The 18,603-nt window shown below is 57.4% G+C and carries 11 protein-coding genes; 7 read left to right on the top strand and 4 right to left on the bottom strand.

Annotation, left to right across the window (positions count from 1 at the left end; all coding sequences use genetic code 11):
• Positions 1–96 precede the first annotated feature (96 nt).
• The gene (lptG, locus tag ACNQ0T_RS12830) at positions 97–1,179 is read right to left on the bottom strand and encodes an LPS export ABC transporter permease LptG (RefSeq protein ID WP_022649534.1); all 1,083 of its coding nucleotides are present in this window, start codon (positions 1,177–1,179) and stop codon (positions 97–99) included.
• The gene (gene lptF, locus ACNQ0T_RS12825) at positions 1,179–2,279 is read right to left on the bottom strand and encodes an LPS export ABC transporter permease LptF (RefSeq protein ID WP_000584142.1); all 1,101 of its coding nucleotides are present in this window, start codon (positions 2,277–2,279) and stop codon (positions 1,179–1,181) included. The genes lptG and lptF overlap by 1 nt, the downstream gene beginning before the upstream one ends.
• Positions 2,280–2,544: 265 nt before the next feature.
• On the opposite strand from lptF, the gene pepA reads away from it, so the two are divergent.
• The 5 genes from pepA to ahr all read left to right on the top strand — a co-directional run bounded on the left by pepA (position 2,545) and on the right by ahr (position 9,203).
• Positions 2,545–4,056: a leucyl aminopeptidase gene (gene pepA / locus ACNQ0T_RS12820; RefSeq protein WP_003861882.1), complete on the top strand. Its 1,512-nt coding sequence runs from the start codon at positions 2,545–2,547 to the stop codon at positions 4,054–4,056.
• 118 nt (positions 4,057–4,174) lie between these two features.
• Positions 4,175–4,618 (top strand): DNA polymerase III subunit chi, encoded by a 444-nt coding sequence (gene holC / locus ACNQ0T_RS12815; RefSeq protein WP_003861884.1) that lies wholly within the window; start codon positions 4,175–4,177, stop codon positions 4,616–4,618.
• Complete coding sequence (locus ACNQ0T_RS12810) at positions 4,618–7,473, top strand: valine--tRNA ligase (RefSeq protein WP_417930113.1); 2,856 nt, start codon at positions 4,618–4,620, stop codon at positions 7,471–7,473. The genes holC and ACNQ0T_RS12810 overlap by 1 nt, the downstream gene beginning before the upstream one ends.
• Positions 7,474–7,596: 123 nt before the next feature.
• A complete protein-coding gene (locus ACNQ0T_RS12805) occupies positions 7,597–8,100 on the top strand; it encodes a GNAT family N-acetyltransferase (RefSeq protein WP_417930112.1) in 504 nt (167 codons plus the stop codon).
• Between the two features lie 83 nt (positions 8,101–8,183).
• Positions 8,184–9,203, top strand: a complete 1,020-nt coding sequence (ahr, locus tag ACNQ0T_RS12800; RefSeq protein ID WP_046620895.1) for an NADPH-dependent aldehyde reductase Ahr — start codon at positions 8,184–8,186, stop codon at positions 9,201–9,203.
• A gap of 43 nt (positions 9,204–9,246) precedes the next feature.
• Here ahr and ACNQ0T_RS12795 read toward each other — a convergent pair whose 3' ends face one another.
• Positions 9,247–10,887 (bottom strand): dihydroxyacetone kinase subunit DhaK, encoded by a 1,641-nt coding sequence (locus ACNQ0T_RS12795; protein WP_417930111.1) that lies wholly within the window; start codon positions 10,885–10,887, stop codon positions 9,247–9,249.
• A 137-nt stretch (positions 10,888–11,024) separates the two neighbouring features.
• On the opposite strand from ACNQ0T_RS12795, the gene ACNQ0T_RS12790 reads away from it, so the two are divergent.
• Complete coding sequence (locus ACNQ0T_RS12790) at positions 11,025–12,527, top strand: helicase HerA-like C-terminal domain-containing protein (RefSeq protein ID WP_417930110.1); 1,503 nt, start codon at positions 11,025–11,027, stop codon at positions 12,525–12,527.
• On the opposite strand, the gene ACNQ0T_RS12785 is transcribed toward ACNQ0T_RS12790, so the two are convergent.
• Positions 12,507–13,448 carry a TIGR01212 family radical SAM protein gene (locus ACNQ0T_RS12785; protein WP_417930139.1) on the bottom strand — a complete coding sequence of 314 codons (942 nt, stop codon included), beginning with the start codon at positions 13,446–13,448 and terminating at the stop codon, positions 12,507–12,509. The two genes, ACNQ0T_RS12790 and ACNQ0T_RS12785, sit on opposite strands and share 21 nt — an antisense overlap.
• 687 nt (positions 13,449–14,135) lie before the next feature.
• Between ACNQ0T_RS12785 and gltB the strand changes: the two genes are divergently transcribed.
• Positions 14,136–18,596, top strand: coding sequence for a glutamate synthase large subunit (gene gltB / locus ACNQ0T_RS12780; RefSeq protein ID WP_046620899.1), 4,461 nt, complete (start codon positions 14,136–14,138; stop codon positions 18,594–18,596).
• Positions 18,597–18,603 lie beyond the last annotated feature (7 nt).

Below are 18,603 nucleotides of genomic sequence, written 5' to 3'. Positions count from 1 at the left end.
TTCACGGCGAGGCGTTGAAGGTTGTGAGAAAAAGTGCGGGGTGAAACAGGAGATTAGCCTCGCCCCCGGGCAAGCGGGAGCGAGGAAGAAGGTTTATCAGGAGCGTTTTAGCAGCATCCAGAGGCTGATCAGGAAGAAACTGGCGCTCGGCAACAGCGCGCCGATAATTGGCGGAATGCCATACACCAGCGTCAGCGGACCAAAAATCTGATCGAGGACGTAGAACACGAAACCAAAGCTGATACCGGTTACCACGCGAACCCCCATCGGCACGCTACGTAGCGGTCCAAAGATGAACGACAGCGCCATCAGCATCATCACCGCCACGGACAGCGGCTGGAAGATTTTGCTCCACATGTTGAGCTGGTAACGCCCCGCATCCTGCCCGCTCGATTTCAGATACTTCACGTAGTTATGCAGACCGCTGATGGAGAGCGCATCGGGGTCAAGCGCCACGACGCCGAGCTTGTCCGGCGTCAGGTCGGTTTTCCAGGTACCGCTAACGGTCTGCGAACCGGTGATCTGTTTCGGGTTAGTCAGGTCAGATTCATCAACCTGGGATAACCGCCACAGCTTGTTGTTTGCATCAAATTTAGCAGAGGCGGCATAACGCACTGACTGCAAACGACGATCGTTATTGAAAGCATAGATACTCACGCCACCCAGCTCGTCATCCCCTTTCACGCGTTCGATATAGACGAAGTTCTGGCCATCTTTCGCCCATAATCCCTGCTGCGTGGAGAGCAGAGAACCGCCGTACATCGCCTGAGCACGGTAGTTACGCGCCATCTGTTCGCCCTGCGGCGCGACCCATTCGCCGATCGCCATGGTCAGCAGCACCAGCGGGATCGCGGTTTTCATCACCGACAGCGCAACCTGCATACGGGTAAAGCCCGATGCCTGCATCACCACCAGTTCGCTACGCTGAGCCAGCATCCCCAGGCCCAGCAGCGCACCCAGCAGGGCCGCCATCGGGAAGAAGATCTGCACATCTTTTGGTACGCTGAGCAGGGTGTACATCCCGGCGCCCAACGCGTCGTAACTCCCCTGCCCGGCTTTTTTCAGCTGGTCGACAAATTTGATAATGCCCGAGAGCGACACCAGCATGAAAAGGGTCATCATGATGGTGGTAAAAATTGTTTTACCGATATAGCGGTCAAGTACGCCAAACGCCTGCATTAGATGGCTCCTTTACGCGTAAACCGGGCACGAAGACGACGCACAGGCACCGTGTCCCACAAGTTGAGTCCGACTGCCAGCAGCAGATACAAACCATTCACGACCCAGGTCCAGATCATCGGGTCAATTTTACCTTTCCCGCCGTTAGACTTGATTGAGGTTTGCAGCAGGAAGAACACCAGATACAGCAGCATCGCTGGCAGCATCGACAGCACGCGGCCCTGGCGCGGGTTTACCACGCTCAACGGAACCACCATCAGCGCCATCATAAATACGGTGAATACCAGCGTGATACGCCAGTGCAGTTCAGCACGCGCACGATCGGTATCAGTATTCATTAAGGTGCGCATATCCATCTGCTCGGTATCCGTTGGATCGAGCGCGACGGCCTGGTGACCAATAATGGCCTGGTAGTTCTGGAAATCGGTGATACGGAAGTCACGCAGCATAGCCGTGCCTTCGAAACGCGTTCCTTTGTTCAGCGTGACAACCTGAGAGCCGTCTTTACGCTGCGCCAGCTGACCGGAATCCGCCACTACCACAGAAGGGCGCGCGTTACCTTTCGGGCGCAGTTGAGCAAGAAACACGTCATTGAAGCGGTTGCCATCGACGCTTTCGATAAACAGCACGGAGTTACCGTCGGTCGCCTGCTGGAACTGTCCCTGCGCCAGCGCCGCCAGCCCCGGGTTAGCTTTTGCTTCCGCCAGCACCTCATCCTGATGACGGGACGAGGTCGGCCCCGCCCACATGACGTTAACCGCGGCAACAATGCCCGTAAACAGCGCCAGCACCATGGCTGCCTTTACCAGTACGGCCTTACTGAGGCCGCAGGCATGCATCACGGTGATTTCACTTTCGGTATAGAGCTTACCCAAGGTCATCAGCAGACCAAGGAACAGGCTTAACGGCAGGATAAGCTGCGCCATTTCCGGCACGCCAAGCCCGAGCAGGGAAAGCACCAGATTCGTTGGGATTTCGCCATCAACTGCCGCGCCGAGGATCCTGACCAGCTTCTGACAGAAAAAGATCAGAAGGAGGATAAAGAGGATCGCCAGTTGGCTCTTCAGCGTCTCCCGAACCAGATATCTTATGATTATCACTTTAAATACGCCCGTTAAAACTCGTCTTATGCAGGAATTTAGCTTGTTTCATGGCTTAAACGTCATTTATTCTCTTGAGTCGTCGAAATCATCGCTAAGATTAAAAAACCCGGCGGATTCGCGCTTCATGACATTTATTGACGTGTCGAAACCGTAGTAACGTAAGATTAACACGAAGTCACCACAACGGCGGACATGAGTTACGAAAGGTTTCAATTCTATCCGTAGCCGCCGCCGTTGTCTTTAAGATTCAGGAGCGTAGTGCATGGAGTTCAGTGTAAAAAGCGGTAGCCCGGAGAAACAGCGGAGTGCCTGCATCGTTGTGGGCGTCTTTGAACCACGCCGACTCTCCCCGATCGCCGAGCAACTCGATAAAATCAGCGACGGCTATATCAGCGCCCTGCTGCGCCGTGGCGAACTGGAAGGCAAACCAGGGCAGACCCTGTTGCTGCACCACGTTCCAAACGTCCTGTCCGAGCGTATTCTGCTGATTGGCTGCGGTAAAGAACGTGAGCTTGATGAGCGCCAGTACAAGCAGGTTATTCAGAAAACCATTAATACACTGAATGATACTGGTTCGATGGAAGCCGTCTGCTTCCTCACGGAGCTGCACGTTAAGGGCCGCAACACGTACTGGAAAGTACGCCAGGCCGTCGAAACCGCAAAAGAGAGCCTCTACAGCTTTGATCAGTTGAAGACCACCAAAAGCGAGCCGCGTCGCCCGCTGCGTAAAATGGTCTTTAACGTGCCGACCCGTCGCGAGCTGACCAGCGGCGAGCGCGCCATTCAGCACGGTCTGGCGATTGCTGCCGGTATTAAAGCGGCAAAAGATCTTGGCAATATGCCGCCAAACATCTGTAACGCCGCGTACCTGGCGTCACAGGCGCGCCAGCTGGCTGACGCCTACAGCAAGAACGTCATCACCCGCGTTATCGGCGAACAGCAGATGAAAGAGCTGGGGATGCACTCTTATCTGGCGGTCGGTAACGGCTCCCAGAACGAATCCCTGATGTCGGTCATCGAATACAAAGGCAATCCGTCTGAAGACGCGCGTCCGATCGTGCTCGTTGGCAAAGGGCTGACCTTCGACTCCGGCGGTATCTCCATCAAGCCTTCAGAAGGCATGGATGAGATGAAGTACGACATGTGTGGCGCGGCGGCGGTTTACGGCGTCATGCGCATGGTCGCGGAACTTCAGTTGCCCATCAACGTGATCGGCGTGCTGGCGGGCTGCGAAAACATGCCTGGCGGCCGCGCTTATCGCCCGGGTGATGTGCTGACTACCATGTCCGGCCAGACCGTTGAAGTGCTGAACACCGACGCCGAAGGCCGTCTGGTGCTGTGCGACGTGCTGACCTACGTTGAGCGTTTCGAACCTGAAGCGGTTATCGACGTAGCTACCCTGACCGGCGCCTGCGTGATTGCGCTGGGGCATCACATCACCGGCCTGATGTCGAACCACAATCCGCTGGCGCATGAGCTGATCGGCGCGTCCGAACAGGCTGGCGACCGCGCGTGGCGTCTGCCGCTGGGGGACGAGTTCCAGGAACAGCTGGAGTCTAACTTCGCGGATATGGCGAACATTGGTGGTCGTCCTGGCGGCGCAATTACCGCAGGCTGCTTCCTGGCGCGCTTCACCCGCAAGTACAACTGGGCGCACCTGGACATCGCGGGGACCGCATGGCGCTCCGGTAAAGCCAAAGGCGCGACCGGACGTCCGGTGGCGCTGCTGTCGCAGTTCCTGCTCAATCGCGCGGGTTTTAACGGCGACGAGTGATGAAAAACGCCGGGTAGCGGCTTCGCCTTACCCGGCCTACAACGTCACTCAACCGTAGGCCGGGTAAGCGTAGCGCCACCCGGCTTTGCATTTAAATCCACGACAAGAAACCCCATATATGAAGAATGCAACGTTCTACCTTCTGGACAATGACACCCATCAGGATGGCCTCAGCGCCGTTGAACAACTGGTGTGTGAAATTGCCGCAGAACGTTGGCGCGCAGGTAAACGCGTCCTGATTGCCTGTGAAGATGAGCAGCAGGCGATTCGTCTGGATGAAGCGCTATGGGCGCGCCCGCCGGAGAGTTTTGTTCCGCATAACCTGTCGGGCGAAGGTCCACGCGGCGGGGCACCGGTGGAGATTGCCTGGCCGCAAAAACGCAACAGCAGCGCGCGCGATATTCTCATTAGCCTGCGGACAGACTTTGCAGATTTTGCCACCGCTTTCACAGAAGTGGTAGACTTTGTCCCTTACGAAGAATCTTTGAAACAGCTGGCGCGCGAACGCTACAAAGCGTACCGCCTGGCCGGTTTTAACCTGAATACGGCAACCTGGAAATAATGGAAAAGACATATAACCCACGCGATATCGAACAGCCGCTTTACGAGCACTGGGAACAGCAGGGCTATTTCAAGCCTAACGGCGACGAAAGCAAAGAGTCCTTCTGCATCATGATCCCGCCGCCGAACGTCACCGGCAGTTTGCATATGGGGCATGCTTTCCAGCAGACCATCATGGATACCATGATCCGCTACCAGCGTATGCAGGGTAAAAACACCCTGTGGCAGGCGGGGACTGACCACGCGGGTATCGCGACCCAGATGGTGGTTGAGCGTAAAATTGCCGCTGAAGAAGGTAAAACCCGCCACGACTACGGTCGCGACGCGTTTATCGACAAAATCTGGCAGTGGAAAGCGGAATCCGGCGGCACTATTACCCGTCAGATGCGCCGTCTCGGCAACTCCGTGGACTGGGAGCGTGAGCGCTTCACCATGGACGAAGGCCTGTCCAACGCCGTGAAAGAAGTCTTCGTGCGCCTGTACAAAGAAGACCTGATTTACCGTGGCAAACGCCTGGTCAACTGGGACCCGAAACTGCGTACCGCCATCTCTGACCTGGAAGTGGAAAACCGCGAGTCTAAAGGCTCCATGTGGCACATCCGCTACCCGCTGGCCGACGGTGCAAAAACCGCAGACGGTAAAGATTACCTGGTGGTGGCGACCACCCGTCCGGAAACCCTGCTGGGCGATACCGGCGTGGCCGTTAACCCGGAAGATCCGCGCTATAAAGATCTGATCGGCAAATTTGTGGTGCTGCCGCTGGTGAACCGCCGTATTCCGATTGTGGGCGACGAACACGCCGACATGGAAAAAGGCACCGGCTGCGTGAAAATTACCCCGGCGCACGACTTTAACGACTATGAAGTCGGTCGTCGCCATCAACTTCCGATGATCAACATTCTGACCTTCGACGGCGATATCCGCGAAAGCGCAGAAGTGTACGACACCAAAGGCAACGAATCCGACGTTTATTCCAGCGACATCCCGGCTGAGTTCCAGAAGCTGGAGCGCTTTGCCGCGCGTAAAGCCGTCGTAGCCGCCGTTGACGCGCTCGGCCTGCTGGAAGAGATTAAACCTCACGATCTGACCGTGCCGTACGGCGACCGTGGCGGCGTGGTTATCGAGCCAATGCTGACCGACCAGTGGTACGTGCGTGCCGACGTGCTGGCGAAACCGGCTGTGGAAGCGGTTGAGAACGGCAGCATTCAGTTCGTGCCGAAGCAGTACGAAAACATGTACTTCTCCTGGATGCGCGATATTCAGGACTGGTGTATCTCCCGTCAGCTGTGGTGGGGTCACCGTATCCCGGCGTGGTACGACAATGAAGGCAACGTCTACGTTGGCCGCACCGAAGAGGAAGTGCGTCAGGAAAATAACCTGGGCGCTGACGTTGCGCTGCGCCAGGACGAAGACGTGCTGGATACCTGGTTCTCTTCCGCGCTGTGGACCTTCTCGACCCTCGGCTGGCCGGAAAACACCGACGCGCTGCGTCAGTTCCACCCAACCAGCGTGATGGTCTCCGGCTTCGACATCATCTTCTTCTGGATCGCCCGCATGATCATGATGACCATGCACTTCATCAAAGACGAAGATGGCAAGCCGCAGGTTCCGTTCCATACCGTTTACATGACCGGCCTGATCCGCGACGACGAAGGCCAGAAGATGTCCAAATCCAAGGGTAACGTTATCGACCCGCTGGACATGGTTGATGGTATCTCTCTGGAAGAGCTGCTGGAAAAACGTACCGGCAACATGATGCAGCCGCAGCTGGCGGAGAAAATCCGCAAGCGTACCGAGAAGCAGTTCCCGAACGGGATCGAATCTCACGGTACCGACGCCCTGCGCTTCACCCTGGCGGCGCTGGCCTCCACCGGTCGTGACATCAACTGGGATATGAAGCGTCTCGAAGGTTACCGTAACTTCTGTAACAAGCTGTGGAACGCCAGCCGCTTCGTGTTGATGAACACCGAAGATCAGGATTGCGGATTTAACGGCGGCGAAATGCCCCTGTCTCTGGCAGACCGCTGGATCCTGGCGGAATTTAACCAGACGGTGAAATCGTTCCGCGACGCGCTGGACAGCTACCGCTTCGACATCGCGGCAGGCATCCTGTACGAATTCACCTGGAACCAGTTCTGTGACTGGTATCTGGAGCTGGCGAAGCCGGTCATGAACGGCGGCACTGAGGCAGAGCTGCGCGGTACGCGTAATACGCTGATTACCGTCCTGGAAGGTCTGCTGCGCCTTGCGCACCCGATCATTCCGTTCATCACCGAAACCATCTGGCAGCGCGTGAAGGTGATTGCCGGTATTAACGCCGATACCATCATGCTCCAGCCGTTCCCGGCATTCGATGCCGCGAAAGTGGATGAAGCCGCGTCTGCGGATACCGAGTGGCTGAAACAGGCGATCGTTGCGGTACGTAACATCCGCGCGGAAATGAACATCGCTCCGGGTAAACCACTGGAGCTGCTGCTGCGCGGTTGCAGCGAAGCTGCCGTTCGTCGCGTCACCGAGAACAACACCTTCCTGAAAACCATGGCGCGTCTGGAAAGCATCACCGTGCTGCCTGCCGATGATAAAGGTCCGGTTTCCGTGACCAAAATTATCGACGGCGCGGAGCTGTTGATCCCGATGGCGGGCCTGATCGACAAAGACGCTGAGCTGGCTCGTCTGGCGAAAGAAGTGGCGAAAGTCGACGTGGAAATTGGCAAAATCGAAAGCAAACTGGCGAACGAGGGCTTTGTGGCCCGCGCGCCGGAAGCGGTCATCGCCAAAGAGCGTGAGCGTCTGGTTGCCTTCGCCGATGCGAAGACCAAACTGATCGAGCAGCAGGCGGTTATTGCAGCCCTGTAATGCTTTTACCCCTTACGCTTCAGGGCGTAAGGGGTATCCTTCCTGAAAACTCCTCGCTTGCACTCCCCTTTCTGCGGTGCTATTAACAGCAGTTGTGTGTCAATTTTTGTCATGAGTAATGCTATGAGCGTGATTACCCCCGTCGCGACGACAATGCGTCGGATCACTGAGCAGGACAACCCGGCTATCGCCGCCGTTATCCGCACGGTATCGGCCGAATATGGCCTGACCGCCGACAAAGGCTACACCGTGGCCGACCCAAATCTGGACGAACTTTTTCAGCTGTACAGCCAGCTGGGCCATGCCTATTGGGTCATCGAGCAGGACGGCCAGGTCGTGGGCGGCGGCGGCATTGCCCCCCTGCTCTGCAGCGAGCCGGATATCTGTGAACTTCAGAAAATGTATTTCCTGCCAACGATACGCGGACAAGGCCTGGCGAAAAAGCTGGCGCTGGTCGCCCTGGAACATGCACGCTCACAGGGCTTTAAACGTTGCTACCTTGAAACCACCGCTTTCCTTAGAGAGGCCATTGGCCTGTATGAGCATCTGGGCTTTGAGCATATCGATGCCCCACTGGGCTGCACGGGCCACGTGGACTGCGAAGTCAGGATGCTGAAAAGTCTGTAAGTTTTGTTCCTGCCGTCTTCTGTTAAGCGTCTGTAAACTGAATGCTCTACACTCACAGTTCACACCAAAACAGGGGAAACGCGATGTCGAAGATAAAAAGCTACGCCGCACCGCAGGCGGGTGCAGAACTTGAGCTGTACGAGTACGATGCGGGCGAACTAAAAGCGGAAGACGTCGAAGTACAGGTGGATTACTGCGGGATCTGCCATTCAGACCTCTCGATGATCGACAATGAATGGGGCTTTTCCAGCTATCCGCTGGTTGCCGGGCACGAAGTCATTGGCCGCGTCGTGGCGCTCGGCAGCGCCGCGCAGGACAAAGGGCTGAAAGTGGGCCAGCGCGTGGGTATCGGCTGGACGGCACGCAGCTGCGGCCACTGCGACGCCTGTATTAGCGGTAACCAGATCAACTGCCTTGAGGGCGCTACGCCGACCATCCTGAACAAGGGTGGTTTCGCCGATAAACTACGCGCCGACTGGCAATGGGTTATCCCGCTGCCGGACAGCATTGATATTGAATCAGCAGGTCCGCTGCTGTGTGGCGGTATCACCGTATTTAAACCGCTGCTGATGCATCACATCACCGCCACCAGCCGCGTGGGCGTGATCGGTATTGGCGGGCTGGGGCATATTGCCATCAAACTGCTGCACGCGATGGGCTGTGAAGTGACGGCGTTCAGCTCGAACCCGGCGAAAGAGCAGGAAGTGCTGGCGATGGGTGCGGATAAAGTGGTGAACAGTCGCGATCCCGAGGCGCTCACCGCTCTGGCAGGTCAGTTTGACCTGATCATCAACACCGTCAACGTCGATCTCGACTGGCAGCCGTACTTTGAGGCCCTGGCCTACGGTGGTAACTTCCACACCGTGGGTGCGGTGATGAAGCCGCTGCCGGTTCCGGCGTTTACCCTGATCGGCGGCGATCGCAGCGTATCCGGATCTGCTACCGGCACGCCATATGAGTTACGCAAGCTGATGAAGTTTGCCGGACGCACAAAAGTGGCGCCGACCACCGAACTGTATCCGATGTCAAAAATCAACGAAGCGATCCAGCACGTGCGCGACGGCAAAGCCCGCTACCGCGTGGTGTTGAAAGCGGATTTCTGATGTGAGTTTGCCGGGTGGCGGCTTCGCCTGACCCGGCCTACTTTCACTGCCGCGCCAATACGTTAAGTACTTCTGCCACCGCGACCGCTCCCGGATCCATCACCCCATCCAGGTTCTCTTTATTGACATACGACGAGCGTCCCGCGCCGGCTTTCGCCATTTTTGCCGTTGCTTCGGCACCCTGCTGCGCAGCCTGCGCCGCCGTCCGCAGATCGCCATCCCTTAACGCCTCCAGCGCCGGTTGCAGGGCGTCGATCAGCGTGCGATCCCCAAGATCGGCCCCGCCATACTGCTTCATCTGCGCCAGTCCGCTCAACAATGCTTCTGGTAGCGGCTGTCCATCGTGAAGCTTTTGTCCTGCCGCCGTGAAGAAGATCGACATCAGCACCCCGCTCGACCCGCCCATTACCGTAGCCAGCCGCTCCCCCACCAGCAGGAGTAATGTCGGCACGTCGTTAAGGGGCAGGTTGTTCTCCTCAAGTCGCTGCGCAATATCCCGCGCCCCTTGCGCAAAGGTGGAGCCCGTATCGCCATCGCCTACTTTGGCATCCAGCGCGTTGAGGCGGTTTTCCAGCTGGATCAATGTCTTCGTTACCGAAGCGACGGCCTCGCTCACCTGCGGATTGTCCGATGGGGTATATTCCACGCGGTCACGAAGGGCGCTATGGGGGACGGTACGCAGGGGCGCGAACGCGACGGGCTTCTGCCAGCCCAGCGTCTCGACCTCGGCGTGTATCGCCTTCTCGAAGAAATCGCTGAGCTTTAACAGCGTTAGCGAAAACCCTTTCATATCCAGCGCACTCACCAGCGGCGCCGGGCCAATCAGATACGCTATGTTCTCTTTCAGCGCCGAATGCGCCAGCTCTTTGGTGAGCAGAGCCATCTCCAGCGCTGACACGCCGCCGAGGTTGTTGATCAGCACCGCAAAGCGCCCGTCCCCCGCCTGCGTGCGTAACGGCGTCACCAGCGTGTCGATAATGGCTTTGCTGTTTTGCGTATCCACCACCGATGCCCCCGGCTCGCCGTGAATGCCCAAACCCAGCTCGACATGGCCTTGTTTTATGCGCCCCTCTTCATCATCGCTGCCCGGCAGGTTGCACGTTTGCATCGCCACGCCCAGGCTCCAGAGGTTATCGCAGGCCTGTTGCGCTATATCCCGCACGTCGTTTAGCGATTTCCCCTGCTCTGCCGCATATCCCGCAATCTTATGCACCAGCGCCGTTCCCGCGATACCACGCGGCTGCTTGTTATCCGGCAGGGCAATATCATCCGCGACGATAACCATCTCCACCTTCAGGCCGTAGCGTTTGGCTTTTTCCGCCGCCAGGCCAAAGTTAAGCCGGTCGCCGGTGTAGTTTTTCACAATCAGCAGGCAGCCACGATCGCCCGTCACCGCCACAATGGCATTGAGGACCGCATCCACGCTTGGGGAGGCGAACAAATCGCCACACACCGCTGCGGTAAGCATGCCTTTACCGACGAACCCGGCATGTGCCGGTTCATGGCCGGAGCCGCCACCGGAGATCACCGCCACGCGGCTTTTATCCCAGTCGCCGCGTGCCACCACGCGGATGGCCGGATCGATATCCAGTTTGACGAGATTACCGTGCGGCGCGGAGAGAAGTATGCCTTCAATGGCATCGTTGACAAGCTGTTTGCGGTCGTTAAAAAAGAATCTGGACATAGTTTCCCAAAATTTTGTTTACCGTATGCAAAAGCATAGTCCGCACTGGATAACGCGCCGCAAAGTGAGGAATTTACGCAGACATTTTGCCGTCAGGTTGCCTATACTCCACCCAGGACTACGAGAGGACGTGCATCATGAGTACACCATTGTTAATCGCCAGGACGCTGGAAAAAGAGCTGTTTTTACTGCCCGCGATGGCGAACCGTCATGGCCTGATCACCGGCGCGACCGGGACGGGAAAAACCGTCACCCTGCAAAAGCTGGCTGAGTCGTTGTCCGAGGCTGGCGTGCCGGTTTTTATGGCTGACGTGAAGGGCGATTTAACCGGGGTGGCTCAGGAAGGCACGGCGTCAGAAAAACTGCTCGAGCGCCTGAAAAATATCGGCATCACGGACTGGACGCCGCACGGTAATCCAGTGGTGGTCTGGGATATCTTCGGCGAAAAAGGGCATCCGGTGCGCGCCACCGTCTCCGACCTCGGCCCTTTGCTGCTGGCCCGTCTGCTTAATCTTAACGACGTGCAGTCCGGGGTGCTGAACATTATCTTCCGTATCGCCGACGATCAGGGCTTACTGCTGCTCAACTTCAAAGATCTGCGCGCCATCACCCAGTACATTGGCGATAACGCCAAATCCTTCCAGAACCAGTACGGCAATATCAGCAGCGCCTCGGTGGGCGCCATTCAGCGCGGGCTCCTGACGCTGGAGCAACAGGGCGCCGAGCATTTCTTCGGCGAGCCAATGCTGGATATCAAAGACTGGATGCGCACCGACAGCAGCGGCAAAGGCATCATCAACATTCTGAGCGCAGAGAAGCTCTACCAGATGCCGAAGCTCTACGCCGCCAGCCTGCTGTGGATGCTCTCTGAACTCTACGAACAACTGCCGGAAGCAGGCGATCTGGAAAAACCCAAACTGGTGTTCTTCTTTGACGAAGCGCACCTGTTGTTTAACGACGCGCCGCAGGTGCTGCTGGATAAAATTGAACAGGTTATCCGCCTGATCCGCTCCAAAGGCGTCGGGGTCTGGTTTGTGTCGCAAAACCCGTCGGATATTCCGGACAACGTACTGGGGCAACTGGGTAACCGCGTGCAGCACGCCCTGCGCGCCTTTACGCCAAAAGATCAGAAAGCGGTGAAAGCCGCGGCGCAAACCATGCGTGCCAATCCGGCCTTTGATACCGAAACCGCCATTCAGGCGCTGGGCACCGGTGAAGCGCTGATTTCGTTCCTCGATGCAAAAGGCAGCCCGACAGTTGTCGAGCGCGCGATGGTGATTGCGCCCTGCTCGCGCATGGGGCCAGTAACGGACGATGAACGCAACGGCCTGATCAACCACTCCCCGGTGTACGGGAAGTATGAAGACGAGGTGGATCGCGAATCCGCGTTCGAGATGCTGCAAAAAGGGGTGCAGGCGACTGCCGAATCGCAGGATGCGCCTGCCGCCAAAGGGCAATCTGTAGCCGTGGACGACGGTATTCTCGGCGGGCTGAAAGATATTCTGTTCGGCAGCACCGGGCCGCGCGGCGGCAAACGCGATGGCGTGGTGCAGACCATGGCAAAAAGCGCGACGCGTCAGATTACCAACCAGATAGTGCGCGGCATGCTGGGAAGTCTGTTAGGCGGCCGCCGCCGGTAGCGGTGGAACCCACGGGCGGCCAAGCGCCGACCCCTGTACGCCGTTCTCCTGTAGATAGCGGTCGATTTCCAGCATCCCCGTCCAGCGGTTCTCACACCAGAGCGGTGCCAGAAGCGTTGGGCGGCGGGCGCTTGCCGAGATGCGGTGGTAAACAATCTCCGGCGGCGTGTGGCGAATCATCTCCCCCGCCGTCACCGTATAGTCGTCGAGTTCGATGCCACTTAACCGCCCCGCTTCCCAGGCTTTCGCCATAATGCTTCCCGTAACGATATGCAGCGGGTGCAGCTTAATGCCGTCCACGCCGGTCTCGACGACTTTTTCCAGCGTTTCAAGGCCATGCTGCTGCCCTTCTCCCGGCAAGCCGACAATCAGATGCGAGCAGACTTTTAATCCACGCTCGCGGGCGAGACGCGTGGTGCGCTGGTAGCAGGCAAAATCATGCCCGCGATTGATACGGTGCAGGGTTTTGTCGTGCGCGGTCTGCAAGCCCAGCTCCAGCCAGATCTCGTAGCCCTTCTCTTTGTACTCGCTAAGTAAATCCAGCACGGCGTCCGGCACGCAGTCCGGACGCGTCCCCACGCACAGCCCGACAATGTTCGCTTGAGCAACCGCCTGTTGATACATAGCGCGCAGCACCTGCACCTCCGCCCACGTGCTGGTGTAGGCCTGGAAATAGGCCAGATATTGCTTCGCGCGGTTCACCAGACTCGCCTGATGGGCGAGCTGTTCAGCGATAGATTTATGCTGTTGAGCTTCATCAGCAAACGAGGCCACGTTACAGAAGGTGCAGCCACCACGCCCGATGGTGCCATCGCGGTTCGGACAGCTAAAGCCGCCGTGCAGCGTCAGTTTGTGAACCTTTTGTCCGTAGCGCTGCAAAAGATCCCCACCAAACATATTGACTAATTTCTGTAACTGCATAATCTGATAGACCGTCCCGAAGAAAGGGGACAAGCCTGCCATTTTTAGCCTCTGTCGGCGATGACCTGGATCAATCGCCCTGGACGGCCTTTATCTATTTGAATAAATAATCACGATTACCGAGATTTCATTCACCCTGCACGTAATTACTTTTCCTTATGTTCTGATGGTTTTTTTCATTTATAGCGCCAGGTCTGAAAAACAGTGATTTTATGCGGGTTTGAATGCCACCCCAGATTATTATTCTGCTATAAATCTGCATTTCAGCACGCTGCATTGATAATACCGCTTTCATATAGTGAGTCAGATCACACTCCCCTGCACCTTCCCGGCGCTTTAAGTGGTTGTAAAAATAGTGAAATCATCAATAAAAACAACAATATGACCACTCTTTAGCACATTTTTGTATAAATAAGATTGCCATTTGACCTGTGTACCAATTCCCGATAAGTTGGAAATCCGCTGGAAGCTTTCTGGATGAGCGGCCTGCTCATCATATTTATGCAGTAATTGAGATTCCCTCTGAAGCAAGTCCTCAAACTTGTTTACCTGCGCGAAAGGATGAAAAAGAGGGCGAATGCGAGGTCCGCGTATGAAACGCTAACCCCGTCGCCATGCTCTTTCTGCGCCTGTGCGCCACGGTAAAGTTCAGTGGGAAGCCCGACGAGCCTGGGGAGGTTCACTGATATGTTGTACGATAAATCCCTTGAGAAGGATAACTGTGGTTTCGGCCTGATCGCCCACATAGAAGGCGAACCTAGCCACAAGGTAGTGCGTACTGCTATTCACGCACTGGCCCGTATGCAGCACCGTGGCGCCATCCTTGCCGATGGTAAAACCGGCGACGGTTGCGGTCTGCTGCTGCAAAAACCGGATCGTTTCTTCCGCATCGTGGCGGAAGAGCGCGGCTGGCGTTTAGCTAAAAACTACGCTGTCGGTATGCTGTTCCTGAATCAGGATCCTGAAAAAGCTGCCGCGTCACGCCGCATCGTTGAAGAAGAACTTCAGCGTGAAACCCTGTCGATTGTCGGCTGGCGCGATGTGCCAACCAACGAAGGGGTGCTCGGTGAAATCGCCCTCTCCTCGCTGCCTCGTATTGAACAGATTTTCGTCAACGCGCCTGCGGGCTGGCGTCCGCGTGATATGGAACGCCGTCTGTTTATTGCCCGCCGCCGCATTGAAAAACGTCTTCAGGACGATAAAGAGTTCTACGTCTGTAGCCTCTCTAACCTGGTGAACATCTATAAAGGTCTGTGCATGCCGGCTGACCTGCCGCGCTTCTACCTGGACCTGGCGGATCTGCGTCTGGAATCGGCCATTTGCCTGTTCCACCAGCGCTTCTCCACCAATACCGTTCCACGCTGGCCGCTGGCTCAGCCGTTCCGCTACCTGGCGCACAACGGTGAGATCAACACCATCACCGGTAACCGCCAGTGGGCCCGCGCCCGTACCTATAAGTTCCAGACCCCACTGATCCCGGACCTGCACGATGCCGCGCCGTTCGTGAACGAAACCGGCTCGGACTCCAGCTCAATGGATAACATGCTGGAACTGCTGCTGGCGGGCGGTATGGATATCGTACGCGCCATGCGTCTGCTTGTACCGCCGGCCTGGCAGAACAACCCGGATATGGACCCTGAGCTGCGCGCGTTCTTTGACTTTAACTCCATGCACATGGAGCCGTGGGATGGCCCGGCAGGCATCGTTATGTCCGACGGACGTTTTGCCGCCTGTAACCTGGACCGTAACGGTCTGCGTCCGGCGCGCTATGTCATTACCAAAGACAAGCTCATCACCTGTGCCTCTGAAGTGGGTATCTGGGATTACCAGCCAGACGAAGTGGTCGAGAAAGGCCGCGTCGGACCGGGCGAGCTGATGGTGATTGACACCCGCGGTGGGCGAATTCTGCACTCTGCTGAAACCGACAACGATCTGAAGAGCCGCCATCCGTACAAAGAGTGGATGGAGAAAAACGTGCGTCGTCTGGTGCCGTTTGAAGATCTGTCGGACGAAGAAGTGGGTAGCCGCGAGCTGGACGATGACACCCTCGCGAGCTTCCAGAAGCAGTTTAACTACAGCGCGGAAGAGCTGGACTCGGTTATTCGCGTGCTCGGCGAAAACGGCCAGGAAGCGGTCGGCTCAATGGGTGACGATACCCCGTTTGCTGTGCTCTCCAGCCAGCCACGCATTATTTACGACTATTTCCGTCAGCAGTTTGCGCAAGTCACCAACCCGCCAATCGATCCGCTGCGCGAAGCCCACGTCATGTCGCTGGCCACCAGCATCGGCCGTGAGATGAACGTATTCTGTGAAGCCGAAGGCCAGGCGCACCGTCTGACCTTTAAATCACCGATCCTGCTGTACTCCGATTTCAAACAGCTCACCACCATGACCGAGGAGCACTATCGCGCCGACACGCTCGATATCACCTTCGACGTGACCGAAACGAGCCTCGAAGAGACGGTGAACGCGCTGTGCGACAAAGCCGAGCAGATGGTGCGTAACGGCACCGTTCTGCTGGTGCTGTCTGACCGCAACATCGCGAAAAACCGTCTGCCGGTACCTGCACCCATGGCGGTGGGGGCTATCCAGACGCGTCTGGTGGACAAGAGCCTGCGCTGCGATGCCAACATCATCGTTGAAACTGCGAGCGCGCGCGACCCGCACCACTTTGCGGTGCTGTTAGGCTTTGGCGCCACGGCGATCTACCCGTATCTGGCCTACGAAACACTGGCCCGCCTGGTGGATACCCGCGCGATCGATAAAGACTACCGTGCTGTGATGCTGAACTACCGTAACGGCATCAACAAAGGTCTGTACAAGATCATGTCCAAAATGGGCATCTCGACCATCGCCTCATACCGCTGCTCGAAGCTGTTTGAAGCGGTCGGTCTGCATGACGACGTTGCCAACCTCTGCTTCCAGGGCGTGATCAGCCGTATTGGTGGCGCAGGCTTTGCTGACTTCCAGCAGGATCTGGTGAACCTGTCGAAACGCGCCTGGCTGGCACGTAAGCCGCTGGAACAGGGCGGTCTGCTGAAATACGTTCACGGGGGTGAGTATCACGCTTATAACCCGGACGTGGTGCGCACACTGCAACAGGCGGTGCAAAGCGGCGAGTACAGCGATTATCAGCAGTATGCTGATCTGGTGAACAACCGTCCGGCGGCGACGCTGCGCGATCTCATTGCCCTCAATCCGGGTGAGGAAGCGGTCAGCATTGACGAGGTTGAACCCGCATCTGAGCTGTTCAAACGTTTCGATACCGCGGCGATGTCCATCGGCGCGCTGAGCCCGGAAGCCCACGAAGCGCTGGCGGAAGCCATGAACAGCATCGGCGGCAACTCCAACTCCGGCGAAGGCGGTGAAGATCCTGCCCGTTACGGCACCAATAAAGTGTCCCGTATCAAGCAGGTAGCGTCCGGCCGTTTCGGCGTAACGCCTGCATACCTGGTTAACGCCGACGTGATCCAGATTAAGGTCGCGCAGGGGGCAAAACCGGGTGAAGGCGGTCAGCTGCCGGGTGATAAAGTCACCCCGTACATCGCTAAGCTTCGCTACTCGGTGCCGGGCGTGACGCTGATCTCCCCGCCGCCACACCACGATATTTACTCTATCGAGGATCTGGCGCAGCTGATTTTCGACCTGAAACAGGTCAACCCGAAAGCGATGATCTCCGTGAAGCTGGTTTCCGAGCCGGGCGTTGGCACCATCGCCACCGGCGTGGCGAAAGCCTATGCGGATCTGATCACCATCGCCGGCTACGACGGCGGCACCGGCGCAAGCCCGCTCTCCTCCGTAAAATACGCGGGTTGTCCGTGGGAGCTTGGTTTGGTGGAAACCCAGCAGGCGCTGGTCGCCAACGGCCTGCGTCACAAGATCCGTTTGCAGGTAGACGGCGGGCTGAAAACCGGCCTCGACATCATCAAAGCGGCGATTCTGGGTGCGGAAAGCTTCGGCTTCGGTACCGGCCCGATGGTTGCGCTCGGCTGTAAATACCTGCGTATTTGCCACCTGAATAATTGCGCAACGGGCGTTGCTACCCAGGACGAAAAGCTGCGTAAGAATCACTATCACGGCCTCCCGTTCAAAGTGACTAACTACTTTGACTTCATCGCCCGTGAAACCCGCGAGCTGATGGCGCAGCTGGGCGTGAAGCGTCTGGTGGATCTGATTGGCCGTACCGACCTGCTGAAAGAGCTTGAGGGCTTCACGGCCAAGCAGCAGAAGCTGGAGCTGTCTAAGCTGCTGGAAACCGCTCAGCCGCATCCTGGCAAAGCGGTTTACTGCACCGAGAACAACCCGCCGTTCGACAACGGCGTGCTGAACGCGCAGCTGCTGCAACAGGCGAAGCCGTACGTGGATGAGAAGCAGAGCAAAACGTTCTGGTTTGATATCCGCAACACCGATCGTTCCGTGGGTGCGTCCCTCTCCGGTTACATCGCGCAAACGCACGGTGACCAGGGCCTGGCGTCGGATCCGATTACCGCGCACTTCAGCGGTACCGCGGGTCAGAGCTTCGGTGTGTGGAACGCGGGCGGCGTTGAGTTATACCTGACCGGTGATGCCAACGACTACGTCGGAAAAGGCATGGCGGGCGGTCTGCTGGCGGTGCGTCCTCCGGTTGGTTCAGCCTTCCGCAGCCATGAAGCAAGCATCATCGGCAATACCTGTCTGTACGGTGCAACCGGCGGTCGTCTGTTTGCCGCGGGCCGTGCGGGCGAGCGTTTTGCGGTGCGTAACTCCGGTGCCATCACCGTGGTGGAAGGCATCGGCGATAACGGCTGTGAATACATGACGGGCGGAATTGTGTGCGTCCTGGGTAAAACCGGCGTGAACTTTGGCGCGGGCATGACGGGCGGTTTTGCCTACGTCCTGGATGAAGACGGTGAGTTCCGCAAACGCGTGAACCCGGAACTGGTGGAAGTGCTGGACGTTGATACGCTGGCCATCCACGAAGAACACCTGCGCGGCTTAATTACCGAACACGTGCAGCATACCGGTTCTTCGCGCGGCGAAGAGATCCTGGCCAACTGGCCGGCGTTCTCTGCGAAATTCGCGCTGGTTAAGCCGAAGTCCAGCGATGTTAAAGCCCTGTTGGGTCACCGTAGTCGTAGCGCAGCAGAGCTGCGCGTGCAGGCGCAGTAAGGAATTC

The organism is Enterobacter cloacae complex sp.6700776 (assembly GCF_048284255.1).
In the GTDB taxonomy this organism is placed as follows: Bacteria; Pseudomonadota; Gammaproteobacteria; order Enterobacterales; family Enterobacteriaceae; genus Enterobacter; species Enterobacter intestinihominis.
The sequence above is the reverse complement of the archived record's forward strand: the minus strand, read 5'-3'. Positions and strand labels throughout refer to the sequence as shown.

What these genes read in the sequence shown, in the direction of transcription:
- lptG (WP_022649534.1), bottom strand. Translation starts at nt 1,179, where the DNA reads ATGCAGGCGTTTGGCGTACTTGACCGCTATATCGGTAAAACAATTTTT.
- pepA (WP_003861882.1), top strand. Translation starts at nt 2,545, where the DNA reads ATGGAGTTCAGTGTAAAAAGCGGTAGCCCGGAGAAACAGCGGAGTGCC.
- holC (WP_003861884.1), top strand. Translation starts at nt 4,175, where the DNA reads ATGAAGAATGCAACGTTCTACCTTCTGGACAATGACACCCATCAGGAT.
- ACNQ0T_RS12810 (WP_417930113.1), top strand. Translation starts at nt 4,618, where the DNA reads ATGGAAAAGACATATAACCCACGCGATATCGAACAGCCGCTTTACGAG.
- ACNQ0T_RS12805 (WP_417930112.1), top strand. Translation starts at nt 7,597, where the DNA reads ATGAGCGTGATTACCCCCGTCGCGACGACAATGCGTCGGATCACTGAG.
- ahr (WP_046620895.1), top strand. Translation starts at nt 8,184, where the DNA reads ATGTCGAAGATAAAAAGCTACGCCGCACCGCAGGCGGGTGCAGAACTT.
- ACNQ0T_RS12795 (WP_417930111.1), bottom strand. Translation starts at nt 10,887, where the DNA reads ATGTCCAGATTCTTTTTTAACGACCGCAAACAGCTTGTCAACGATGCC.
- ACNQ0T_RS12790 (WP_417930110.1), top strand. Translation starts at nt 11,025, where the DNA reads ATGAGTACACCATTGTTAATCGCCAGGACGCTGGAAAAAGAGCTGTTT.
- ACNQ0T_RS12785 (WP_417930139.1), bottom strand. Translation starts at nt 13,448, where the DNA reads ATGCAGTTACAGAAATTAGTCAATATGTTTGGTGGGGATCTTTTGCAG.
- gltB (WP_046620899.1), top strand. Translation starts at nt 14,136, where the DNA reads ATGTTGTACGATAAATCCCTTGAGAAGGATAACTGTGGTTTCGGCCTG.